We start from the raw sequence: 23,550 nt of genomic DNA on the forward strand, positions 1-23,550 counted from the left end.
AAAAAGGTTCTTAGACGGTAAGGGTGGAAGAAATGGGTTCGGCTACGTCCTGCATGCGCGGGGCGCTGGCCGTGGGCGCGCGGGTGTGCATGGGGCGCAGGTCGTGGTGCAGCACCAGCGCGGCCGCGCCCACCGCAGAGGCCAGCAGGCCGTAGCGCGCAGCGCGCACGGTAGGCGCCGCCATGCCGGCGCTGTCGGCGTAGCTTTGCAGTGTGGTTTGCGCCACCTGCACGATGCCGGGGTAGCGGTCGCACGAGGGGCCACCCACCACCAGCATGCTGGGGTTGAAAGTGGTCCAGAGGTTTTGCAGCACCACGCCCAGGTGGTGGCCGCCTTGCGCGGGGTCATGCAGCTTGGCCAGCGTACGTGCGCCGAAGAAGGTTTCGGCGCAACCGCGCCGGCCGCAAGAGCACAGCGGTCCGTCGATCTGCAGGATGCTGTGGCCGATTTCACCCGCCATGCCCTGCATACCGGTGAACAGGCGGTCGTTGAGCACAATGCCCGCGCCCACACCGGCGCCGCAGGTCACGAAGATGAGCGAGTCGCGCGCATCGCCTTCGGAAAATTCGTATTCGCTCAGGGCCGCCGTGTCGGCTTCGTTCTGCACGTGCACCGCCACGGGCGGCACGCCAGCCTGCGCCAGCGCCTGGGTGATCTGCGGCACAAAGTCCACATTGCGCCAGCCCAGGTTGGGCGCAAAGCGCAGCATGCCGGTGGCCTCGTCAAATGCCCCCGGCAGGCCCACGCCCACGCCCGAGAGCTGCACGCTGCGCTCCCGCAGCAAGGCATGGGTGCGCGCTACCAGGCGAGCGGTCTGGCGGCAAACCTCATCAGGTGCCGTGCCCTTGAGCGGCTCTTCCATTGCGCACAGCACCTGCCCCGTGAGCGACACACCCACCACGCGCAGCGCCTCCACCGCCACTTCCACACCAATCATGCCGCGGCGGCGGCTGTCGATATGCAGCGGGGTGGAGGGGCGGCCCAGGCCGGGGGCGGCGGTCACGTCGGTTTCGGTGATCCAGCCCTCGTCAATCAGCTCCCGTACCAGCAGGCTGACCGTGGATTTCGTCAGTCCGCTTTCCAGTGCGAGCTGGGCGCGTGAGAGCCCGCTCTGGCTGCGCAACAGCCGCAGCAACACGCTGCGGTTGATGCGTTTGACAAGTTGTTGGTCGCCGGTGGTTTTCATGATGTCGCGGAAGGGGGGGATTCGCGGGCTCACAGGGTGTGGGTCTGCGCTTTTCCTTCGGGTTGCTTTCCAGCGATGATCATGCCAAGAACTTCGTCCTCCACAACGTCTGTCGTGCGATAAGTGCCTACTAATTTGCCGTTTTTCATCACGGCTAGGCGGTCGCTGAGGCCAAACACGTCGGGCATGTCGTGGGTGATCAGGAAAATCCCTACCCCTTCTGCTTTGAGTTGGCGCACCAGATTGCCCACCATCGCGGTTTCCTCCGGGCCCAGGGCCGCGGTCGGCTCGTCCATGATGAGGATCTTGGCGTTGAAGTAGATGGCGCGCGAGATCGCCACCACCTGGCGCTGCCCGCCCGAGAGGCGGCGCACCGGCGTGCGCACGTTCTTGAAGTTCTTGTTCAGGCGATGGAAGACTTTGCGGGCGTCCGCGTCCATGCGGTGGTCGTCCAGCGTGTTCCAGCGGGTCAGCAGCTCGCGCCCGAGGAACAGGTTGGCTACCGCGTCCAGGTTGTCGGCCAGGGCCAGTGTCTGGTAGATGGATTCGATGCCACAGCGTTGCGCGTCCACGGGGGTACGGATGTGCACCTTCTCGCCGTCGATCAGCACTTCGCCGCTGTCGATGGGGTAGGCCCCCGCCAGCATCTTCATCAGCGTGGACTTGCCCGCACCGTTATGGCCCAGCAGGGCCACCACTTCGCCGGGGTAGAGGTTCACGCTCACGTTGTCCACGGCGTGCACGCCGCCGAAGGACTTGCCAATGTTGCGCATCTCGACGAGCGCCTGCTTTGCGTTGCCCGCGCTCATACGGTGTCTCCTGTCAGGCGGCGATAAATCACGTCAAACACCACCGCTGCAATCAAAACCTGCCCGATGATCACGTAGCGCACCCCGATGGATACGTCCAGCAGCAGCATGCCGCTGTCAATGCTCTGCATGATGAGGGCGCCCAGCACGGAACCCAGAATGGATCCGCTGCCCCCGGCCAGTGCGGTACCACCGATCACGGCGGCCGCAATCACATACAGCTCCATGCTGGTGCCCAGCGAGTTGGTGCCGGCGTTGAGCCGGGCGATGGACACGATGGCGGCAATGGTGATGAGCACACCCAGCAGCGCAAACAGCATCAGCGTCACGCGCTTGACTGGAATGCCCACGAGCGCTGCGGCCTCGGGGTTGCCGCCCATGGCGAAGATGTAGCGACCAAAGCGCGTGCGGTGCACGATGAAAGACAGCACCAGCGCCACGGCGCCCCAGATCAGCACGGGGATGGGCACGCCCTGGGGCGCGTCCTTGCTGGGGATCTTGTAGGCGTTCATGGCGGTGACAAAGCCCAGCACGATCAGCACCGGCACAAGCACGATGACGGCATCCAGCCACAGCGGGTTGTTGGGCACCTCGTACCTGGCCTTGGCGCGGCGCTTGGCCCACATCTGCAGCACCAGGGCCAGAACGATGAGCGCGGCCAGCAGCCAGCTGGCACTCGCACCGATGGCGCCGTCAAAGCCGCCACCCAGGCGCTGGAAGAAGGCGTCGTTCACGGGTTGGGTCTTGCCGTCGGCCACCAGAAAGGCTGCGCCGCGAAAAGACATCAGACCGCCCAGCGTGACGACGAAGGAGGGCACGCCCAGCTTGGCGGTGAGTGCGCCCTGGTAGAGCGACACGGCGATGGCCACGGCCAAGCCGGCCAAGGAGGCGGTCACCCAGTGCCAGCCGCCGGTGTACATGAGTGTGGCGATCAGCACGCCCACAAAGCCCATGACCGAACCCACCGAGAGATCGATATGGCGCGCCACGATGATGAGTACGACGACGGTGGCGACGACACCGACCACGGCCGTCTGCTGGGCGATGTTGTAGAGGTTTTCAGGGGACAGAAACAGGCCGCCCGAGAGGACGTTGAACACGAGGGCTATAGCTGCCAGCACCGTGCCCATCATCACCAGGCGCCAGTCGATACCGGCCTGTTTCAGGGAATTCAAAAGGGGATTCACATGCGTTCTCCGCAAGACACAAAAAACCGCGGGCTGTTAGAGCCCAGAGCACCCGCGGAACTGGCTCTGCCAGGCCGCCGGGTGCGCCCCCCTCCCGCCGCAGGCGAGAGAGGGGGGAGCCGCGCAGCGGCTCAGGGGGTGATGCTTACTTACAAGCTGCGGGGGCTTTTGCAGCGTCCACGCCCTTGCAGAGCTCATCCTTCTTGATCCAGCCAGCCTTCACAACCACGTCGAGGTTCTTGGCGGTGATGGGCACGGGCTTGAGGAACTGGGCCTGTAGGGCCACTTTCTTCTCGCCGCCGTTCCAGGTCTGGGCGGCTGCCACTTTTTGGCCCTTGGCCAGCACCACGGCAGCAGCGGCAGCGTCACGGCCCAGGTCACGGGCGTCTTTCCACACCGACACGGTCTGGCTGCCCAGGGCCACGCGGTTCAGCGCAGCGTGGTCACCGTCCTGGCCGGACACGGGGATGCCCTTGATGCCCTTGGCGGTCAGAGCAGCCACCACACCGCCGGCCGTGCCGTCGTTGGAGGCCACCACGGCGTCTACCTTGCCACCGGTCTTGGTGAGGATTTGCTCCATGTTCTTCTGGGCCACTTCTGGCTTCCAGCCGTCGGTGTATTCCTCGCCCACGATCTTGATGTCGCCCTTCTTCACGGCGGCATCAATGATCTCCTGCTGGCCACCGCGCAGGAAGTTGGCGTTGGGGTCGGTGGGGGAGCCCTTGATCATCACGTAGTTGCCCTTGGGCTTGGCTTCCAGGATGGCGCGGGCCTGCATGCGGCCCACTTCCACGTTGTCGAAGGTGATGTAGAACACACCGGGTGCTTCGATCAGGCGGTCATAGGCGATTACCGGAATCTTTTGCTGGTTGGCCTTGTTCACGGCGGGCAGGATGGCGTCCTTGTCCATGGCAAGAACGATGAGCGCCTTGGCACCCTTGGCGATCAGACTGTCGATGTCGGCCAGTTGCTTCTCGGGAGAGCCGCCGGCGTCGGCGCTGATGTAGGTGGCGCCGTCCTTGGCCAACTGGGCCTTGATGGCGGCTTCGTCGGTCTTCCAGCGTTCTTCCTGAAAGTTGGACCAGCTCACGCCCACGACTTGGGCAAATGCGCCCGCAGCGGCCAGGCTCAGGGCCAGTGCGGTCAGGGTTGTCTTCAGTTTCATCAATGTCTCCGGTAGGTTGTTGGTGTTGAAAGGGCCTGAAACAAGCCCGTCGTGCTGCCTTAAATGCAACACGCTGCATTTAGTAAGGACGACAAACTAATTATCAGAACGCCCTTGGATAAAGCGAATAGGGGGAAACCCGACATAGTTTATTGATCGAACTTAATAAGATCACCGCCACCATTCATTTTTCACAAAGGATTCCAGCGTGCACCCTCTGGATTGGATTTCGCGCCGCGCTGCGCGTGCCACGGCGCTGGGCCTGTGTCTTGCGCAGCTGGCGCTCGCGGCCGATGTGCCTGGGCCGGGCATTCCCCGTTTTGTCGAAGAAACCGACACCGCCGGCCTGCAAAGCCGCTTTGAAGGCGAGGGCGAGTACATGGTGGGCGGTGGTGTGGCCACCTTCGATTGCGATGCCGACGGCCTGCCCGAGGTCTACGTCACTGCGGGGGTCAACAAAGCCAAGTTTTACCGCAACCGCAGCGCCCGCGGCGGACTGCTCAAGCTGCAGGAAGAGCGCTCCGGCCTGGAGCTGACCAATGCCATTGGCGCCTACCCGCTGGATATTGATGGAGACGGGCAGACGGACTTGGTGGTGCTGCGCGTGGGCGAGGTGCAGGTTTTCAAGGGGTTGGGCCAGTGCAAGTTCGAGAAGGCCAACGAGGCCTGGAACATCCGCACCGGCAATGGCTGGCACACCGCCTTCTCGGCCACCTGGGAGCAGGGCCAGCGCTGGCCCACGCTGGCCTTTGGCACCTACACCGACCGTAGCAAGCCCGAGTTTCCCTGGGGCAGTTGCACCCCCGGCTTGCTGCTGCGCCCCAAGGAGGGCGGCGGCTACCAAGCAGCCACACCGCTGGTGCCGGGCCACTGCGCGCTGTCCATGCTGTTCTCGGACTGGAACCGCTCGGGCACGGCCGCGTTGCGCGTGAGCAATGACCGCGAGTACTACAAGGGTGGCGAAGAGCAGCTCTGGCAAGTGCCAGCCGGTGCGGCGCCGGTGCTCTACACCGCCGCCCAAGGCTGGAAGCCGCTGCAGATCTGGGGCATGGGCATAGCGAGTCAGGACCTGGATGGGGACGGTTACCCCGAGGTGTTTCTGACCAGCATGTCCGACAACAAGCTGCAGACCCTGGACGCCGGTGCTGCCCAGCCGCACTACAAGGACATTGCCTTCAAGCGCGGCGTGACCGCGCACCGGCCCTATGTGGGTGGCGATGTGCACCCCAGCACCGCCTGGCATGCACAGTTTGCCGACATGAACAACGATGGTCTCGCCGATCTGTTTGTGGTCAAGGGCAATGTGTCCACCATGCCCGATTTTGCAACCCTGGACCCCAACAACTTGCTGCTGCAAAAAGCCGACGGCAACTTTGTGGAGGCTGGCAGCCAAGCTGGGCTTGCCAGCTTCAAGCGCGGTCGTGGCGGCATGGTGGTGGACCTGAATGGCGATGGCCTGCTGGACGTGCTGGTGGTCAACCGCTGGGACAAAGCCCAGCTGTGGCGCCAGCTGAACAGTGGTGCCCCCGCCGAAGCCAGCCGCTGGCTGCAATTGCGTCTGCAGCAACCCGACAGCAACCGCGATGCGGTGGGCGCTTGGGTAGAGGTGAAACTGGGCGAAGGTGATGCCGCCCGCGTGATCCGCCAAGAGCTCACCGTGGGTGGCGGCCATGCCAGCGGCCACCTGGGCTGGATGCACTTTGGCTTGGGTGCTGCCAGCAACGTGCAGCTGCGCGTGCAATGGCCGCATGGCGGTTGGAGCGACTGGATGCCCGCCAAGGCCGATGCCTTCTACACCCTCAGCCCCCAAGGCCTTGCGAACTGGAAAGCCCCATGAAACACCGATTGCTCTCCCTGTGCCTGGCCGGTGCCTGCGCCTGGTCCAGCGCGCTCTTGCCCGCGCAGGCGCAACAGGCCTCACCCACTGCCCGGCCGGCCAGCGCCTTCAGCACCAGTGTGGCCAACGAATGGTTCAGCCTGGCCCTGCTGCTCACGCAGCAAACGCCGGGCTTCAGCCCGCCGGTCGCGTCCCGCGCATTTGCCTACATGGGGTTGGCCTTGTACGAGTCGGTGGTCCCCGGCATGCCGCAGTACCAGAGCCTGGCCGGCCAGCTCAACGAGCTGCAGTCGCTGCCCTGGGCCCAGCCCGACGAGGTGCTGCACTGGCCCACGGTGGCCAATGCGTCATTGGCGACGATGACGCGCATGATGTTTCCCACCGCCAGTGCCGAGAACAAGGCCCGCATCGACCTGCTGGAGCGCAGCCTGCCGCTGAAATACAGCCAGGACTTCGACCCCAACACGGTCACGCCAGAAATCACCAACCGCTCGGAAACCTTTGGCAAGCTTATGGCCATGGCCATCATGACCTGGGCACGCACGGACGGCGGCCACGAGGCCTGGGGCCCGTTGCGGCGCAGCCAACAAAACTACGTGCCGCCCAGTGGCGAGGGGCAGTGGTCAGCCACGCCGCCCGCGTTTGCGCCAGCGCTCCTGCCCTGGTGGGGCGATGTGCGTCCCTTTGTGCTCAAGACCAGCAGCGCCTGCGCCGCACCCCCGCCGCCGCCGTATTCCGAAAGCCCCAGCTCCGCCTTCTACAAGGAGGCCAACGAGGTCTACCAGGTCAGCAACAAGGCCACGCAGGAGCAGCGCCAGGTGTCGCTCTACTGGGCGGATGACCCCCTCAAGACCCCCACGCCCGCCGGCCACTGGGTCTACATTGCCAACGACTTGCTCAAGCAACAAAAAGCCGACCTGGCCCAGGCTGCCCAAACCATGGTGCGCCTGAACATGGCCATGGCCGATGCCTTCATTGCGGGTTGGAAGACCAAGTACACCGTGAGCCTGCTGCGCCCGGTGACCTACGTGCAACTGGTGATCGACAGCAACTGGGTGCCCACGCTGATGCACACACCGCCGTTCCCGGAATATCCGTCGGGGCATTCGGTGCAGTCCAGTGCGGCGGCCGGCATTCTGGAGGCGGCCTTTGGCGCCAACAAGCCGTTTATCGACAACACCCACAACGACCGGGGTTGGGGCCCACGCACCTTTGCTAGCTTCCGCGTGGCGGCCGACGAAGCCGCCATCTCGCGCATGTACGCCGGCATCCACTTCCGCAGTGGCATTGAGGGCGGCAAGGTGCAGGGACGTTGTGTGGCCCAGCAGGTGCTGGCGCTACGGCTGACGCGCTGAGGCAGCCCCGGCTCAGGCCTCGCCCACGCCAATCGGCGCTGGCGCCCGCATCACGATGCGGGTGAACAGTCGGTCGTAGGCGGGGTCGCGCGGGTGCTTGCCCGTGAGCGGGTCGACATTGTGGGCAAAGGCGGCGTCCAGTTCGGCCCAATCGGCTTCGCTGAGCACGGCCTGGGCCACTGGCAGAATGGCGCTCTCCTCCAGCTTCATGTGGTCCAGGTAGGCCTGCACATACTGGCGCACGGCGGTGTCAAAGGCGGCGTGGCGGCTCTCGCCCACCAACTCCCAGGCCAACAGCAGATGCTGCAGCTCGCGCACCGCAGTTTCGCTGTGGGCGTGGTCTTTTTCCAGCTGGACGACGGCGTCCATGGTCTCGGGGGCCAGGCGCACCACGCGCGGAAACAGCAGGTTGGATTCCTTGGGGTGGTGCAGGCGCTCGGGGAACTCGTCGATGTAGAACAGCATGGCGCGCAGCACATCGAAAAAACGTTCGGGCGTGTCGCCTGGCCCGCGGTCCAGCATCTGCAGCAGGGATTGCAGCATGGCGCTGAGGGCTGCGTGTTCTTGGTAAATGGTTTGCAGGCTGGTGCTCGACATGGTGGGGTCTCCTCGGGTGCAGTGGAGCATCCCACGTTGCACGCCGTGGGGGCTTGATGCAGGTCAACGCTGTGCGTTGCCGGCGGCGCCGTTACCATCCGTTCTGAGCCCCACCTTCCTGCTGTTGCCATGATCTCTCTCTCCCCCCGTTTTCGCCCCTGGTTGCGCCGCCTGGCCTTTGCGCTGGGGGCGCTGGTGTTGCTGTGGGCCCTGGCCAGGGCGGTGGTGCCCTCCATCGCCAAGAGCCAGGCGCAGACCCGGCTGTCGGCCCTGCTGGGGCGCACTGTCACCGTGGGTGCCATCGAGTTCTCGCCCTGGTCGCTGGAACTCACGGTGCGCGACCTGGCGGTGGCCAAGGCCGATGGCAGTACGCCGCAACTCAGTGTGGCGCGTATTTATGTGGACGCGGAGTTGCAATCCCTGTTTCGCCTGGCGCCGGTGGTGGACGCGGTGGCGGTGGAGGGCGTGCAGGCGCAACTCACCCACACGGGCGACGGGCACTACGACGTGGACGACATCGTGCAACGCCTGAGTGCTCCGTCGGACACCCCACCCGGCGCCCCGCTGCGCTTTGCGGTCTACAACCTCACGCTCAGCGGCGCCAACCTCGACTATGTGGACCAAGGCCTGCCCGGCCAGGAGCACCGCCATGCGCTGCGCGACCTGCATCTGAGCCTGCCTTTCCTGAGCAACTTTGCGTCCAAGCGCGATGTGCTGGTGGCGCCGCGCCTGGCCTTTGTGCTCAATGGCAGTGCCTTTGATACGGCGGCCCAGGGCACGCCGTTTGCCCAGACCCGCCAGGGCGAGGCGCAACTCAAGATCAGCCAGTTCGACCTGGCGCCCTACCTGCCGTATTTGCCCGCTAGTCTGCCCGTGAAGCCGCGCAGCGCGGTGGTGGACGCCGAGCTGAAGCTGGGCTTTGTGCAGAACCCCGACAACGCGGTCACGCTCTCGGGCGTGGTGACGGTGGGCAAACTGGCGCTGGCCGATGGTGTTGGCTCCCCCTTGCTGGCGGTGGACAGCGTGCGCGCCGAGCTGGCCGATGTGCGCCCGCTGGAACAGCGCGTCACCTTGTCCGCGCTGGAGATCAACCAGCCCCGGCTTACCGCCACCCGTGCCCGCAACGGGCACATCAACCTCGATCTGACAACGGGCAGCAATCAGAATGCTCCTAAAAAAGGAGCTGCTCGCGCAAATTCCACGGGGGCTACAGCTCAAAAAGACACAAAGCCTCCAGCGGAAAGTGCTGGATGGGCGGTGCAGCTGGACCGCCTGGCCCTGCGCGGCGGTGCGGTGGACTGGCTGGACCAGCAGACCCAGCCCGCCGCCAAGCTGGCGCTAACTGATTTGACGCTGGACGCCAAGGACATTCGCTGGCCCATGGCCCAGCCCTTCAGTGCCGAGGCTTCGGCCACCGTGCCCGGCAAGGGTGCGCCCGCACGGCTGGCCCTGCAGTTGGACGGCACGCTGGCCGAAGGCCGCGTCCAGGCCAAGTTCAACGACCTGTCGCTCGCACTGGCATCACCCTATGTGGCGCAGTTTCTGGAACCCGGGGTGCGTGGTCTGGTGGACGCGCAACTGGCAGCCAGTTGGCAGGGCGAGCAGGTCAAGGCCACGGTGCAGCGCCTGGCCGTGCGCGATGCGGCGCTGGTGGGCGAAGCCAAAGCGGCGAGTGCGGGCCGCGCGGATCGCACGGGTCCCTCGTCCAACGACCTGCCGCAGTTCAAGTTGCTGGAGGTGCTGGACGCGCAGGTGGACCCCGCCGCACGCACAGCGCGCGTGGGCAAGCTGCTGCTGCAGCGCGCCAGCAGCGGTGTGCGCCGTGAAGCCGACGGGCAATGGATGTTTGCGCATTGGCTCAGGAAGGGCGCTGACAGTGAGGCGGCACCCGCAGCCCCCACCAGCAGCCCCGCCGCCGCGCCCTGGAAGGTCAGCCTGGGCGAGCTGAATGTGCAGGACGCCAGTGTGCAGTTCACCGACCGCGTCAACGCGCGCCCGGTGCGGCTGGAAGTCTCGGCCCTGAACCTGCAGGCCAAGGGCGCAGCGCTGGACGGGAAGAAGCCCGTGCCTGTGACGCTGAGCGCCCATGTCAAATCCGGCCAGGCCGATGCCGGCAGTTTGCGCTACCAGGGCACAGTGGCCTGGGACCCGCTGCAGGCCCAGGGCAGTGTGGAGCTGCTGGAGCTGCCCGTGCATGCGCTGGTGCCCTATGTGGCCAGCCAGCTCAATCTTGATGTGCTGCGCGCCGACGCCAGTTTCAAGGGCCAGTTGCGCTTTGCCAGCACGCCGCGCGGCCCCGAAGTCGCGCTCAAAGGCGACGCGCAGCTGGAAGACTTTCGCGCCAACACCGTGCAGGGCGCAGCGGGCGGCTTTGCCGAGGAGCTGCTGAGCTGGAAGTCGCTCAACGTCCCAGGTATCGACTTGTCCCTGCAGCCCGGTGCTGCTACGCGTGTCAGTGTGCGCGAGGCGGCGCTGTCCGACTTCTACGCCCGCCTCATCGTCAGCCCCGCAGGCCGCCTGAACCTGCAGGATCTGAGCGGTCCGCCTGCGCCCGCAGCCGCTGGGGCCAGTGCTCCCGCATCGGCCGCCCCGGCAGCGAGCGCACCTGCCACCGCCAAGGGGCTTGACCCCATCATCACCGTGGGCCCCATCAGCCTGGTCAACGGCCGGGTGCTGTTTTCTGACCGCTTTATTCAGCCCAACTACACCGCCAACCTCAGCGACCTGACCGGCAAGCTCAGCCAGTTCTCCAGTCAGCCCGCGAATGGCGCAGTGCAACTGGCCGATCTGGAGCTGCGCGGCCGCGCGGAGGGTACGGCCTCGCTGGAGATCACCGGCAAGCTCAACCCCCTGGCCAAGCCGCTGGCGCTGGACGTGGCGGGCAAGGTTCGCGACCTGGAGCTGCCGCCGCTCTCTCCCTACGCGGTCAAATACGCGGGCTATGGAATCGAGCGCGGCAAGCTCAGCGTGGACGTGCGCTACACCGTGCAGCCCGATGGCCAGCTCACCGCCAGCAACAAGCTGGTGCTCAACCAACTCAGCTTTGGCGACAAGGTGGATGGCGCGCCCAACAGCCTGCCGGTCAAGCTGGCCGTGGCGCTCTTGGCCGACCGCAATGGCGTGATCGACCTGGACCTGCCCATCAGTGGCTCGCTCAACGACCCGCAGTTCCGCATCGGCCCGGTGATCTGGAAAGTCATCACCAATCTGGTGACCAAGGCCATCACCGCCCCCTTCAGTCTGCTGGCGAATGCGCTGGGTGGCGGCGGCAGCGCCGAACTCAGCACCGTGGCCTTCGCACCCGGCAGCAGCACGCTCAGCGAACCCGCCAAGGCCGGGCTGGACAAGGTAGCCAAGGCCCTTACAGACCGGCCCGCCTTGCGCCTGACAGTGTTGGGCACGGCCAATCTGGAGGCCGAGCGCGAAGCCATCAAGCGCGAGCGCCTCAAGGGCCTGTTGTTGGCGGAGAAGCGCCGCCGCGCCACGGGGCAAGGGCAGGACGCCGCAGTCGTGAACAGCTACAGCACCGAAGAAATGCCGGTGCTGCTGCGCGCCGTGTACCGCCGTGCCGACATCACCAAGCCACGCAACCTGGTGGGCCTGACCAAGGACATCGAAGTGCCCGACATGGAGGCTCTGCTGCTGGCCAACATCACGGTCAACGACGAAGCCGTGCGCGAACTGGCCTTGCAGCGTGGCGTGGTGGTGCGTGACTACCTGGCCACGCGCCAGGTAAGTGCGGAGCGCTTGTTCCTTGGGGCCGCCAAGACTGGCGGGCCGGCCGCCGACGCCAAGCCGCAAGCCGAACTTCAACTCGCCACGCACTGATGATGTATTGACGCCGGAACCCCTATGTACCAGCCCAGTCACTTTGAAGAAACCCGCCCGGAGGTGCTGCACGCGCTGGTGCGCGCTCAGCCGCTGGCCACGCTGGTTACCTTGACCACGCAGGGGCCGGAGGCCAACCACATCCCGCTCTACTTGCGCACGCAGGGCGTGGAGTGCCCCACGCTGGTGGGCCATGTGGCGCGTGCCAACCCGTTGTGGCGCGAGACTGATCTGGCCACGCCCGTGCTGGCCATCTTTCAGGGGCCGCAGCACTACATCAGCCCTGGCTGGTACGCCAGCAAGGCGGAGCATGGCAAGGTGGTGCCCACTTGGAACTACGCAGTGGTGCACGCCCGCGGTCTGCTGCAGGTGCATGATGACCCGGTCTGGATACGCCGGCAGATGGTGGAGCTGACCACGCAGCAGGAGCGGGGCAGCACCCAGCCCTGGGCGGTGGACGACGCCCCGCGCGACTACACCGACAAGATGGTGTCCGCCGTGGTGGGCATCGAGATCCCGGTGTCCGCGTGGTCCGGCAAATGGAAGGTCAGCCAGAACCAGCCGGCCACCAACCGGGTGACGGTGGAAGAAGGCTTGCTGGGTTTGAGCACCGAGGCCGCCGCCGCGATGGCGGGGCTGGTGGTGGCAGCGAAGAAGGGCTAGTCGCGCTCTTCGACCTTCCCATCCGCATGCTTGGCAAAGCGGCCTTGCATGCGCGGGTGCACCGGGTCGGGCGCGCCCCAAGGCCAGCCGCCAAACTGGGTGCGGCGGTAGTCAGCAAAGGCTTGATGAATTTCTGCCTGGGTGTTCATCACAAAGGGGCCGTACTGCGCCACCGGCTCGCCAATCGGGCGCGCCTGCAGCACCAGCAGCTCGCTTTCGGTGTCGCCGTTGACGAACAGGCAGTCATGGTCGGCCTGCACCTCGATGGCGGACTTCACCGGCACCGGCTGCCCCGCCACGCTGAGCGCACCGCCCTTGAAGAAATACAGCATGCGCTGGGTAGCCGCGCTGCGGGCGGCGGGTAGCGTCCACTGCGCGCCCGGGCTGAGCTTGATGGTGTAGATGCCCAGGTCGCTGTCGGGCGCGCTGGCCCAGGAGTCGGGTGGCGGGGGCAGGGCCTGCTTGCCGTCCAGCGTGCCGGCAATGCACACCACTTCAGTGGTCTTGCCGGCGGCGTCGGTTGCGGTGATGCGCGGGATCTGCTCGTGCCAGAACATGGTGAAGTGCGGTTCCGCCATCTTGTTGCGCGCGGGCAGATTGACCCAGATCTGGAACAGCTCGGTAGGGTTGGGCGTGTCTGTGTGCAACAGGGGGAACATCTCGCAGTGCACGATGCCCTTGCCTGCCGTGAGCCACTGCACATCGCCTCCGCCGAAGCGCGCCGTGGCGCCCAGCGAGTCCGAGTGGTCGATGCGTCCGTTGCGCACGATGGTCACGGTCTCAAAGCCGCGGTGCGGGTGTGCCGGGAAGCCGGGCACGGTGTCGCCGTGGTACATGCTCCAGCCGTCCTTGCCCGCAAAGTCCTGGCCGATGTTGCGCCCGGCCAGTAGCGCCGGGTCCGGCGCCATCTGCGCATTGCCCTGGGGGTAGGCGTCATTGTGGTGCACGCAAAAGAGGAAGGGGTCCTGGGTCTGCCAGGGAAAACTCAGGGGGGACACGGAGAGCAGGGTGGACATGGCGGTTCCATGAAAAAACAATGGGGATAGCGACATTGTCCGCGTGTGCCGGAGTTTCTGCGCGGCGCGGCGCGATTGGCCCCAGCTCTGCCACTAAGATCGGCGGCTATGTTGTTGGATTCCCGAATCTCCCGCCTGCTGGCGGCCTTGCTGCTGGCAGGCGCGGCTTTGGTGGCCGAGCAGGCGCAGCGCGTGGCACCGCCCGCCGCCGCGCAGGCCGTATGGCCCGCAGGGGCTGCCCCCGCGGCCACCCTGCAGCGGGTTGCGCAGGGCACCATTCCCATGCCGGCGGGCACCATGGCAGCCCACGCCAGCAGTTTGCTGCCCATGCCCGCGCAAGACCCGGCCGCCCTCACGGTGTTCTGGTTTTCAGGCGAGCGCGAAAGCGGCCCGCTGGTGCAGATTGCCGCCTCGCAATGGAACCGCGTGACGCAGACTTGGTCGGCGCCGCGCTTTGTGGTGAACCGCCATGTGATGGGTGACCAGATCGGTTTTGGCCTGCGCCGCTTGGGTAACCCGGTGGCCTGGCGCGATGGTCAAGGGCGCATCCACCTCTTTGTGGTAGCTACGGGCTGGGGTGGCTGGGCTGCCAGCCGCGTGCTGCACCTGCGCCAGAGCAGCACCAGCCAGGCCTTGCAGGACCTGGATTTCGAACCGGTGGGCGTGCTGCCTCTGTCTTGGCTGTGGAACACCAGCTACCTGGTGCGCAATGCACCGCTGCCGCTGGCGGATGGCGGCATGGTGCTGCCGGTGCATTTCGAATTGGGCATCAAGTACCCGGCCGCACTGCGCTTTGACAGCGGCGGAAACTTTGCTGGCATGGTGCGCCTGTCGCGCAGGCCCCACGCGCTGCAGCCCACGCTGCTGGCGCAAGGCCCCGGCCAGTGGCTGGCCCTGATGCGCGATGAGCGCCCGGAGGGCAAGGTGCTCGCCGCCCAGACCCATGATGGCGGCCGCCACTGGGAAGACCTGCCCGACCTGGCGCTGGTCAACCCCGATGCCTCGGTGGGTGGGATGGCGCTGGGTGCAGGCCAGCTGCTGCTGGCGCACAACTCCTCGCCGGGCAGCCGGTCGCAGCTGGACCTGAGCCGCAGTAGCGATGGCCAGCAGTGGACGCTGCTGCAGACCCTGGAGCAGGGCAAGAACGAAGACGAGTATTCCTACCCCGCCATGGCCTGGGCGGACGGTAGCCTGTGGATCAGCTACACGGTGGACCGCCAGCGTCTGGCCTGGCAGCGATTTGCGCCGCAGCCCGCAGCACCTGCCAGCGCAACAGGAGCCACACCATGAACCTGTTGCAATGGTTGGAGCAGGCCAGCCTCACCGATACGCCCTTGTTGCCCGATCTGGCGCTGGCCCAGCTATGGCTGCACCTGGGCTGGGGTGTGGTGCTGGCCTGGCTGGGCAGCGCCGTGACGGGCTGGTGGACGGCGCGGCGCCGGCCGCAGTTTGCGATGGCGCTGCTGCTGTTGGCCAGTGCCTGGCTGCCCGACCCGTATTCGCCCGCGTACTGGCTGGGCCTGGCCTTCCAACTGCCCAGTGCGGCGACGGTGCTGCTCTGCGCGCTGCTGTTGTGGCGACGTGCGCACAAGCGCCCGGTCTGGTGGAAGGACCGCCGCAGCGCCCCGGCGCCCGAGTTGGTCTGGCTGGTGGCACTGGGCGTGCTGGCCGGTTGGCTGCTGCTGCTCGACAGCTTTGCCCAACTGCCGCTGCAGCTGTACGCCTGGGGCTTCAGCCCGCTGGCGGTGGCGGCCGTGGCTTTGGCCGCACTGCTGCCCTGGTGGGCCGGCGGCCCGCACAACCACCGCCTGCCCGCCTGGGTGGCGCCCTGCGCCGTGCTGCTGTTTGTGACGCTGCGCCTGCCAACGGGCAACGTCTGGGACGCTGTGCTGGACCCCTGGCTGTGGGCCGCGCTGCAGGTCTATCTGGTGCGCGTGTTGTTCAGGCGCTATTGAATTGATAGCTTTTCGCGCACTATTGACGGGGGCTAGATGCAGTCTTGACTGCCTTCCAGCACCATCTTCTTCGTACTCTCGCAGAAGACATAGCTGCTGCCAGGTTGGGGTTTGCTGGACACAAAGACTTGCGGCTGGCTTTGCGCTTGCAGCACCGCCTCGTTCACGACTAGCAGGCTGCTGATGGGGGGCACCGACGCAAAAGCGTCTTGGGGCTTGCTGTAGGCAATGGCCTTGTTGATGGCGTCTTGTAGTTGCTTCGCCCAGGCGGCCACCTTGTCGACGACTTGCTTCTTTTCGGGATCCTTGGCGACGGCTTCGGCGCTCCAGTCCGACGCAGTGCTCCGTGGGGCGCCCAAGTAGGCCAGATTGAGGTAGATCCTGGAGTCGTAAAGTCGCCAGTTGCTTTGTGAATTCCGGATATGAATGACCAGCGTGGCGAGATCGCGTCCCCCGATACGGGCCCCGAAGGGGTCGATCGTGAGGCAGTTGTCCATCGTACCGGAAGCTTTCTTGACGACGACCAGATGCTCTTTCGCCGGACTGCAAACGTCGGCAGAAAAGTAACCGTTTTGCTCGCTGCCACTGAGGCTGGTGGTCAGGTGCATTTCTGCAAAGAAACTGTTGCCGATGGGGCTGACCAGTTGGGCGCTGCCGATCTTGATGTCCATGTTGTTGGACTGATCACCAATTTCCAGAATCTTCCACGACCGGCCTCCCTGGTAGATGGCGTAGCCGCCCATGGTGGCGTCATCTTCGAGCACGTCCTGCTTCTGGAATGAGCGGGAGACGCCTTTGGGAAAAAGATCTGCTGCGTGACCCCATTGGGCTGTCAGGCCCATGAACAGGCCCAGGGAAAGAGTGAGGTAATGCTTCATATCAGGACTTGAGTTCGCGTTTGCCATTGCGGTAGACGTAAAAGGAAAAAACAGGGTTGGTCAAATCGCCTTTGGCATCAAAAGCGATCTTCCCGGTGACTCCGTCAAAGCTGGTTTTCTTGAGGAAGGGCAGGTAGACCTTGGGGTCTGCCGAGTTGGCGCTTTGCATTGCCAGTGCGATGGCAAAGACGGCGTCATAGGTCTGCGCGGCGTAGCCCCGAACGGGCTTGCCATAACGGCTGAGATAGCGGCTTGCCAGAGCTTCCCCGCCCGGCATCTTGTCGTAGGGCGAGCCCGCTTCACCACAGATAACCTGGTTCGCGGCCTCTGCATTCCCCGCCAGCTTGGGCAACTCGGCACTGCAAATTCCGTCGCCGCCCATGAACTTGACGGTATTGACCTTCTGGTAGCTCATCTCCTTGAGCAGCTTGCCCGCCAGGCCATCCATGCCGCCGAAAAACACTAGTTCCGGGTTGGCGGCTTTGATGCGGTCCACCGTGGCAGTTAAAGCGGGATTGGCCTCCAGCAGAGAGTCTTCGAGAACCACTTCCGCCCCCAGGTTGCGGGCCATGCGGGCGAAGTGGGAACTGATGGTTTCTCCGTAGGCGGATCGGTCGTGAATGATGGCCACGCGTTTGACCTGAAGCTCGGACGTGGCGATTTTTGCCATGAGTTGTCCCATCGCCGCGTCATTGCCGATCACGCGTAAAGCGGTGTTGTAGCCCAGCTCCGTGAGTAGCGGGTTGGTCGCCGAAGGTGTGATGTGCGGCAGCCCGCATTGGTTGTAGATGGGAGCTGCCTTGATGGAAGGGCCCGAATTGAGGTGCCCTATGACGCCTGCAGCACCCGATTGGCAAGCCCGCTTGGCGGCTGCAATGGCGACTTCAGGGTCGCCGGCATCGTCCATTTTTTCGATGCTGAAGACGGCGCGCTTGCCGCCAATCTGGATCTGTCTGGCATTCAAATCCTCTGCCGCGATGACGGCTGCGTTTTCTCCTTCGGTGCCAAGAAAACCGATGGCTCGGTTGGAGACTGGGCCCATATGCACGATCTTGATGGGCAACTCAGCGTCTGGCGAAGGCGCTTGGGCCATCAACTGGCTGGCGAGAAACAGTGGGAGTGCGGCGAAAAAGCGGGAGGCTCGGGTTGCTTGGAGGAATGGCATGCAGAAGGGAAAGTGAATATCGGAGCACGCAACAGTCTAGGTGTTCATGCGTAACTCCGGTATCCCCCAATCGGGTGATTTCAGCGCCCAAGCGCAGCCGACCAAGCGGTTTTCTTGCGCAGACAAGGCCTTGCCCAGAGGCCTTGGCCGCCCTGTGAGTTCAGGTTGCGTAGTTGGCCGGGAAGAAGTGGCGTTCCACCAGTTCGATGAGGATGTGCAGCACCTTGATGTGCAGTTCCTGCACGCGGTCGGCAAACTGGCCGCCTGGGGTGTTGATGTAGACGTCGCTCAGGGCTTCCAGCTCGGGGCTGGGGCGGCCGGAGAGGATGATGACGTGCACGCCCTGGGCCTTGGCCGCTTTGGCGGCGCGGATCACGTTCTTGCTGGTGCCGCTGGTGCTCAGGGCCAGCAGGCAATCGCCCTCGCGGCCATGCGATTCCACGTAGCGCGAGAACACCTGTTCGTAGCCATGGTCGTTGCCCACGCAGGTCAGGTGGCCGGCATCGCTGATGGCGGTGGCGGGCAGGCCGGGGCGGTCCAGGCGGTAGCGGCCGGTGAGTTCTTCGGCAAAGTGCATGGCGTCGCACATGGAGCCGCCGTTGCCGCAGGAGTAGACGCGGCCCTTGCGCTCGAACACCCGGATCAGCAGCTGCGCAGCGCGCTCAATGTCCTGCAGCGTGGCGGGGTTGGCCAGCAGGTTGGTGAGGGCCACATGGGCTTCTTGCAGGCTGGCGGTGATGTGGGTGATCATGGGCATATCTCGGTGGGGCCGGCGGGGTGGTCCCGCAGGCAGGGATGTGGATTCTTGCACAGCAGCCCTGACCCCTGCCGGTGGCCGGGCACGGAACTTTGACGTAACTTGCCGCTCCATCCTCCATGCACCGCAGAACCACTCTGGCCGCCCTGGCCACTCTCCCCAGCCTGATCACCACATCGCTCGCCAGCGCCGCGAGCCAGCCTGCGCTGCAGGCGCTCAAACCGTCCCCGCGCATGCCGGTGCTGTTTGTCGGCCATGGCAGTCCCATGAATGCGATCGAAGACAACAGCTGGCGGCGGGCCTGGCAGGCCATGGGCACGGAACTGCTGGCGCGCGGCACCCGGCCACAGCTGATTCTCTGCATCTCGGCGCACTGGCTCACGCCCGGCTGGCAGCTCACCGGCATGGCGAGCCCCAAGACCATCCACGACTTCGGCGGTTTTCCGCAGGCTCTGTTTGACCAGCAATACCCCGCAGCGGGCGCCCCCGCCGTGGCGCGCAGCTTGGCCAGCAGCCTGAAGTCGCCCGCCACGGGCACGGCGCTGGGTGTGGACACACAGCAGTGGGGTTTCGATCACGGCACTTGGTCCGTGCTCAAGCCCATGTTTCCCAAGGCGGACATTCCGGTGCTGCAGCTCAGCATGGATTACAGCCGTGCCCCGGCAGAGCACTATGCGCTGGGCAAGCAGCTGCAAGGGTTGCGCGAGCGTGGTGTGCTCATCGTGGGCAGTGGCAACATCGTGCACAACCTGCGCGCTACGCGCCAGGACACGGCGCCCAGCGAAGCCTATGACTGGGCGCAGGCCTTTGATGCCGTGGTGCAGGACCAGATCAAAAAAGGGCAGTTGGACGCCTTGCCCAACTTCCAGTCCCTGGGCGCCATGGCGCAGCAGGCGCACCCTTCGCATGACCATTACCTGCCCCTGCTTTACGCGGCCGGCGCGGCGCGTGCGAACGAGATGCCGTGTTTCTTCAACACGGGCTTCCAGTCCGCCTCCATCTCTATGCGCTCGGTGCTCTGGGGCTGAGCGCTCCGGCCTCAGCCCTTGCCCAGCGGCGGCCCGCCAAACATGGCCGATGCATTGCTGATGGGCCCCAGCTCTGCTGCGGTGGCCAGCAGGGGCTCTGCCAGCGCGTGCATGCGCTCCAGGGTCAGCCGCAATTTGGGGCCGGCAATGCTGATGACGCCAATAGCCTCTTTGCGCTGGTAGACCGGCGCGGCCATCGCCGTCATACCGGGCGCGAACACCTCGTCGATCATGGCGTAGCCGCGTACGCGCGCTGCGTGCAAGTAGCCCAGCAGGGCCTTCACGGTGGTGGGCGCGCGCGGACCGTATTCCTCCGGGCTGCCAAAGCCTTGGCGGGACACCATTTCCATCGCGCGTTCGTCGCTCATGGTGAGCAGCCAGGCGTGGCCGGAGGCGGTGCAGGAGAGGCGGGCGTCCATGCCCATGTCGGGGTCGTAGCGCAGGCCTTTGCGCGTGCCTTGCGACTTGGCTACCCAGGTCAGGCGATCTCCGTCCACCAGCGACAGGCGTACAAGCTCGCCCGAGGTCTGGGCCAGCCGGTCCAGCAGGGGTTCAGCCACGTCCACCATGCCCACATTGCTGAGGTAGCCCAGGCCCAGCGACGCCAGTTTGGTGGTGAGCAGGTAGTCGCCATGCGCCCGGGGCTGGCGCACGTAGCCGCGTTGCTGCAGGTCGGCCAGCAGGCGGTGGCAAGCGCTCAGGGGGATGTCCAGCTCGCTGGCCAGTTGTGCGAGGGGAAAGCCATCCGGGTGGGTGGCCATGTGCTCAAGGATCTGCAGTCCGCGCAGCAATGCGGTACTCATGGCCGGTTCCTTTTTTATATGGAGAAATGATTTTCCAACTTGGAAAGTATTTCTTGGTGGCTCCAAATAATAGCGGCGAGAGCAAGGCGCATCCCGCGAACTAGCCCCGATACGAGGAGACACAGACATGCAAAACACCATTCCCCGCCGCCTTGTGCTGGCACTTTGCCTGGGCCTGGCTGGCCTGGGTGCGCAGGCCCAGGACATTCAGGAGCGGACTATCAAGTTCGGTCACCTGAACAATGCCGGTCACCCCACCAGCCTGGGCGTGCGCAAGTTCGCCGAGATCGTCGCGGCCAAGAGCGGCGGCAAGATCAAGGTGCAGGAATTCGCTGCGTCCGCGCTGGGCAACGAGCTGCAACAGCAGTCCGCCCTGCAGGGTGGTGTGCAGGAGATGTTGGTGGCTTCGACCACCTCGCTCAACGGCATCGTGAAGGAGTTTGGCCTGCTCGATTTCCCCTTCCTCTTTGCCAATGCCAAACAGGCTGATGCTTTGGTGGACGGCCCGCTGGGGAAAATGCTCGCTGCCAAGCTGCCGGAAAAAGGTGTGGTGGTGCTGGGCTTCTTTGACCTGGGTTTCCGCAACGTCACCAATAGCAAGCGACCCATCACCAAAGGCTCGGACCTGGAAGGCCTCAAGCTGCGTGTGATTCCCAACCCGGTGTTCCTGGAAACCTTCAAGACCTTCAAGGCCAACCCGGTTCCCCTGGCCTTTGCCGAGCTCTATGGCGCGTTGGAAAGCAAGGCTGTTGATGGCCAGGAGAATCCCTTTGCCGTGATTGAGTCGAGCAAGATCTACGAAGTACAGAAGTATGTGAGCGGCACTAACCATGTGTACGCGACCAACCCCATCCAGGTGAGCAAGCGTTTCTGGGACCGCCTCTCCGCCACGGAGCAGAAGCTCCTGCAGGAGGCCGCGATTGAAGCGCAGAACTGGCAGCGCACGGTGAGCCGCGAGGTGTCCGCCAAGGCCCTGGGCGAGCTGAAAACCAAGGGCATGGTCTACAACGACATCGCACCCGCAGAGCTGGCTCGCATGCGCGCAGACGTGCAGCCGGTCTATGAAAAGTTTTCCGCCGCCTATGACCCTGCGGTCGTGGCACTGTTCAAGTCAGAAATTGAGCGGGTTTCCAAGTTGTGAGCGCCATGAAAATTCTTGTCCTGCATGGCCCGAACCTGAACCTGTTCGGTCGGCGTGAACCGCACATCTACGGCACCACCACACTAGCCCAAATCAACAGCATGCTGGCGGAGCTGGCCGGTGAGCTGGGTGTGACGCTGTTGACGCTCCAGTCGAACCACGAAGGCGCATTGATCGATTTCCTGCATGAGCACATCGATACGGCGGACGGCGCGATCGTGAACCCCGCCGGCCTCACGCAACACGGCGTGCCCTTGCACGACGCGATCAAGGCCATGCCCTTCCCGGTCATCGAAGTGCACATGTCCAACCTCGCGACACGCGAGACCTGGCGTCACCATTCGATCATTTCACCTGCGGTGAAGGGCACCATCCAGGGGCTGGGACGGCATTCTTACTTGCAGGGGCTGCGTGCCATCGTCGAGGTTGCGCGGGACAGCCAGGCCCTTACCGAAGCTGGCAGAAAGAAATGAAAGGACCGGCATGGCTTTGACAGGCAAAGCGGCGGTGGCGATGTGGTGGCATATCGCTGAAGAACACCGCGCCGAGTTCCTCGATTGGCACACCCACGAGCACTTTCATGAGCGTTTGCACATTGAGGGATTCCAGAGGGGCTCGCGTTGGGCCAGCGAGGAAGATGAAAGCGGTTTCTTCGTGATGTACGAGCTCAGTGACCTGGAATCTCTGGCGGGCCCAGCCTATCTGGAGCGCCTGAACAACCCGACGCCCTGGTCCGTGAAGATGATGCCGCACCACAGCGGTATGGTGCGTACCCTTTGCCAAGTCAAGGCCAGTGTGGGCGCCGGGGTGGGGCGCTACATGCTGACGCTCCGACTGACCCCCGATGCGGACCGGGCGCATGCATTGCGCATTTACCTTGAGGAGCTGGTTGCGATGTTGCCTGCTCAGCGTGGTGTGAGCGGAGCACACGTTCTACAGCGTGCGAATCTGGGGCCGGTGGCCCAGACGGAGGAGCAGCGCATACGCGGCAATGATCGTGCCGCGGACTGGATCGTCCTGGTCTGCGGTTATGACGCAGACGTCCTGCGCGGTTTGTTGGCCTCCGCGCTGGCCCCGGCCGTCTTGGATACGCATGGGGCCTTGGGCCCTGTCGCCGGACTGTACGGTTTGTCCGGGACACTCTCCGCGACTGAAGTGTGAGATCAGGCGCCGGCGTCGCGGTGCAGGAAGAGGGTGGCACATACCTCGCGCAACCAACGGTTCGCGGGGTCGTGGTGGTAGCGGGCGTGCCAGTGTTGCTTCACCGTGAAGCCGGGGATGGGCACAGGACAGGGGTAGACCGCCAGTCCGGTGACCTTGGCCAGGGTCTCGCCGATCTGGCGCGGCAGGGTGGCGATCAGGTCGGTGCTGGAAAGAATGGCCGGCAGGCCCAGAAAGCCGGGCATTTCCAGAGTGATGTTGCGCTCAATCTTGCGGCGCTTGAGGGCCGCGGCCAGCAGTCCGCTGCCTGTGCCTGAGGCAATGGCAGCGTGGGCTTCGGCCCGGTAGTGCGCCAGGGTCAGGGTCTTGCCGATGCGCGGGTGCTGCGCGCTCGCCAGACACACCCACTGCTGCTTGAACAGGGTTTGCTGGTAGAAGCCGGTTTCGAGCTCCGGTATCAGCCCCAGCGCCAGGTCGGCCTCGCCAGTGGTCAGCAGGCGGGCGGTGTCGTCATCGATGCGCATGGCCTGCAGCGCCAACTGGGGGGCGTGGGCCCGCACATGCGCCAGCAACTTGGGCAAGAGCGTGATGTGGCTGGCATCGGTCATGCAGATACGGAAGGTCCGCTGCGCGGTAGTGGCATCGAAGTCCGGCTGCCACTCTGAAATTTCTCGCAGGCAAGCGAGTGCTTGGCGTGTTGGGGCTATCAGTGCCTGAGCGCGCGGTGTGGCTTGCATGCCCGCCGGGGTGCGCACGAACAGGGGGTCGTGCAGAGCCTCGCGCAATTTGGCCAGCCAGATGCTGACCGTGGGCTGGCTTTGGCCCAGCAGCTCCGCCGCCCGCGTCACGCTGCCGGTGCTGTAGAGCAGGTCCAGCAGGCGCAGCAGTTTGGTGTCCAGCAATTCGGTGCTTTCCTGGTCCCGGGTCATGGCGTTGTCCATAAAAAATCGCAATGTGATCTATTTTATGTATTGCCTATACGCTAGGTCGGCCGCTGCCTACATTCACCCTCCAGCAAG

At 64.9% G+C, this 23,550-nt stretch carries 21 protein-coding genes; 10 read left to right on the top strand and 11 right to left on the bottom strand.

Annotated elements, in window-relative coordinates; all coding sequences use genetic code 11:
- Positions 1–10: 10 nt before the first annotated feature.
- The 4 genes from AC1RNN_RS12340 to xylF form a co-directional block, all read right to left on the bottom strand.
- Entirely contained in the window at positions 11–1,186 is a 1,176-nt protein-coding gene (locus AC1RNN_RS12340) for an ROK family transcriptional regulator (RefSeq protein WP_493088963.1), read from the bottom strand.
- Between the two features lie 29 nt (positions 1,187–1,215).
- Positions 1,216–1,995, bottom strand: coding sequence for an ATP-binding cassette domain-containing protein (locus AC1RNN_RS12345; RefSeq protein WP_493088961.1), 780 nt, complete (start codon positions 1,993–1,995; stop codon positions 1,216–1,218).
- Positions 1,992–3,170: a sugar ABC transporter permease gene (locus AC1RNN_RS12350; RefSeq protein ID WP_493088959.1), complete on the bottom strand. Its 1,179-nt coding sequence runs from the start codon at positions 3,168–3,170 to the stop codon at positions 1,992–1,994. Before AC1RNN_RS12350 ends, AC1RNN_RS12345 begins: the two co-directional genes overlap by 4 nt.
- Before the next feature lie 157 nt (positions 3,171–3,327).
- Positions 3,328–4,347 carry a D-xylose ABC transporter substrate-binding protein gene (xylF, locus tag AC1RNN_RS12355; RefSeq protein WP_493088957.1) on the bottom strand — a complete coding sequence of 340 codons (1,020 nt, stop codon included), beginning with the start codon at positions 4,345–4,347 and terminating at the stop codon, positions 3,328–3,330.
- A 208-nt stretch (positions 4,348–4,555) separates the two neighbouring features.
- On the opposite strand from xylF, the gene AC1RNN_RS12360 reads away from it, so the two are divergent.
- Both AC1RNN_RS12360 and AC1RNN_RS12365 read left to right on the top strand, forming a co-directional pair.
- Positions 4,556–6,184, top strand: a complete 1,629-nt coding sequence (locus tag AC1RNN_RS12360) for a CRTAC1 family protein (protein ID WP_493088956.1) — start codon at positions 4,556–4,558, stop codon at positions 6,182–6,184.
- Positions 6,181–7,539: a vanadium-dependent haloperoxidase gene (locus AC1RNN_RS12365; RefSeq protein WP_493088954.1), complete on the top strand. Its 1,359-nt coding sequence runs from the start codon at positions 6,181–6,183 to the stop codon at positions 7,537–7,539. The genes AC1RNN_RS12360 and AC1RNN_RS12365 overlap by 4 nt, the downstream gene beginning before the upstream one ends.
- Before the next feature lie 12 nt (positions 7,540–7,551).
- Here the strand turns inward: AC1RNN_RS12365 and AC1RNN_RS12370 are convergent, their stop codons facing one another.
- Entirely contained in the window at positions 7,552–8,136 is a 585-nt protein-coding gene (locus AC1RNN_RS12370) for a hemerythrin domain-containing protein (RefSeq protein ID WP_493088953.1), read from the bottom strand.
- A 129-nt stretch (positions 8,137–8,265) separates the two neighbouring features.
- Between AC1RNN_RS12370 and AC1RNN_RS12375 the strand changes: the two genes are divergently transcribed.
- The gene (locus AC1RNN_RS12375; protein WP_493088951.1) at positions 8,266–11,964 is read left to right on the top strand and encodes a DUF748 domain-containing protein; all 3,699 of its coding nucleotides are present in this window, start codon (positions 8,266–8,268) and stop codon (positions 11,962–11,964) included.
- A 24-nt stretch (positions 11,965–11,988) separates the two neighbouring features.
- On the top strand, positions 11,989–12,627 hold the full coding sequence (locus tag AC1RNN_RS12380) for an FMN-binding negative transcriptional regulator (protein WP_493088950.1): 639 nt from the start codon (positions 11,989–11,991) through the stop codon (positions 12,625–12,627).
- Here the strand turns inward: AC1RNN_RS12380 and AC1RNN_RS12385 are convergent.
- Positions 12,624–13,643 (bottom strand): pirin family protein, encoded by a 1,020-nt coding sequence (locus AC1RNN_RS12385; RefSeq protein WP_493088948.1) that lies wholly within the window; start codon positions 13,641–13,643, stop codon positions 12,624–12,626. The genes AC1RNN_RS12380 and AC1RNN_RS12385 overlap by 4 nt on opposite strands.
- 108 nt (positions 13,644–13,751) lie before the next feature.
- On the opposite strand from AC1RNN_RS12385, the gene AC1RNN_RS12390 reads away from it, so the two are divergent.
- Both AC1RNN_RS12390 and AC1RNN_RS12395 read left to right on the top strand, forming a co-directional pair.
- Positions 13,752–14,933 (top strand): exo-alpha-sialidase, encoded by a 1,182-nt coding sequence (locus AC1RNN_RS12390; RefSeq protein ID WP_493088946.1) that lies wholly within the window; start codon positions 13,752–13,754, stop codon positions 14,931–14,933.
- Positions 14,930–15,598: a hypothetical protein gene (locus tag AC1RNN_RS12395; protein WP_493088944.1), complete on the top strand. Its 669-nt coding sequence runs from the start codon at positions 14,930–14,932 to the stop codon at positions 15,596–15,598. The genes AC1RNN_RS12390 and AC1RNN_RS12395 overlap by 4 nt, the downstream gene beginning before the upstream one ends.
- A gap of 32 nt (positions 15,599–15,630) precedes the next feature.
- Here the strand turns inward: AC1RNN_RS12395 and AC1RNN_RS12400 are convergent, their stop codons facing one another.
- The 3 genes from AC1RNN_RS12400 to AC1RNN_RS12410 all read right to left on the bottom strand — a co-directional run bounded on the left by AC1RNN_RS12400 (position 15,631) and on the right by AC1RNN_RS12410 (position 18,392).
- Entirely contained in the window at positions 15,631–16,503 is an 873-nt protein-coding gene (locus AC1RNN_RS12400) for a hypothetical protein (RefSeq protein WP_493137421.1), read from the bottom strand.
- Entirely contained in the window at positions 16,478–17,641 is a 1,164-nt protein-coding gene (locus AC1RNN_RS12405; RefSeq protein ID WP_493088940.1) for a branched-chain amino acid ABC transporter substrate-binding protein, read from the bottom strand. The genes AC1RNN_RS12400 and AC1RNN_RS12405 overlap by 26 nt, the downstream gene beginning before the upstream one ends.
- A gap of 160 nt (positions 17,642–17,801) precedes the next feature.
- Positions 17,802–18,392, bottom strand: coding sequence for an SIS domain-containing protein (locus tag AC1RNN_RS12410; RefSeq protein ID WP_493088938.1), 591 nt, complete (start codon positions 18,390–18,392; stop codon positions 17,802–17,804).
- A gap of 125 nt (positions 18,393–18,517) precedes the next feature.
- Between AC1RNN_RS12410 and ygiD the strand changes: the two genes are divergently transcribed.
- Positions 18,518–19,426: a 4,5-DOPA-extradiol-dioxygenase gene (gene ygiD, locus AC1RNN_RS12415; RefSeq protein WP_493088937.1), complete on the top strand. Its 909-nt coding sequence runs from the start codon at positions 18,518–18,520 to the stop codon at positions 19,424–19,426.
- Positions 19,427–19,437: 11 nt separating this feature from the next.
- Here the strand turns inward: ygiD and AC1RNN_RS12420 are convergent, their stop codons facing one another.
- Positions 19,438–20,229, bottom strand: a complete 792-nt coding sequence (locus AC1RNN_RS12420; RefSeq protein ID WP_493088936.1) for an IclR family transcriptional regulator — start codon at positions 20,227–20,229, stop codon at positions 19,438–19,440.
- Between the two features lie 127 nt (positions 20,230–20,356).
- Between AC1RNN_RS12420 and AC1RNN_RS12425 the strand changes: the two genes are divergently transcribed.
- The 3 genes from AC1RNN_RS12425 to AC1RNN_RS12435 are packed head-to-tail and all read left to right on the top strand — an operon-like array spanning position 20,357 to position 22,531.
- Entirely contained in the window at positions 20,357–21,370 is a 1,014-nt protein-coding gene (locus AC1RNN_RS12425) for a TRAP transporter substrate-binding protein (protein WP_493088935.1), read from the top strand.
- Between the two features lie 5 nt (positions 21,371–21,375).
- On the top strand, positions 21,376–21,843 hold the full coding sequence (locus AC1RNN_RS12430) for a type II 3-dehydroquinate dehydratase (RefSeq protein WP_493088934.1): 468 nt from the start codon (positions 21,376–21,378) through the stop codon (positions 21,841–21,843).
- A gap of 10 nt (positions 21,844–21,853) precedes the next feature.
- Positions 21,854–22,531, top strand: a complete 678-nt coding sequence (locus AC1RNN_RS12435; RefSeq protein WP_493088932.1) for a hypothetical protein — start codon at positions 21,854–21,856, stop codon at positions 22,529–22,531.
- Between the two features lie 2 nt (positions 22,532–22,533).
- On the opposite strand, the gene AC1RNN_RS12440 is transcribed toward AC1RNN_RS12435, so the two are convergent.
- Complete coding sequence (locus AC1RNN_RS12440; protein ID WP_493088931.1) at positions 22,534–23,460, bottom strand: LysR family transcriptional regulator; 927 nt, start codon at positions 23,458–23,460, stop codon at positions 22,534–22,536.
- Between the last annotated feature and the right edge of the window lie 90 nt (positions 23,461–23,550).

The organism is Rhodoferax sp. GW822-FHT02D07, from assembly GCF_058802405.1.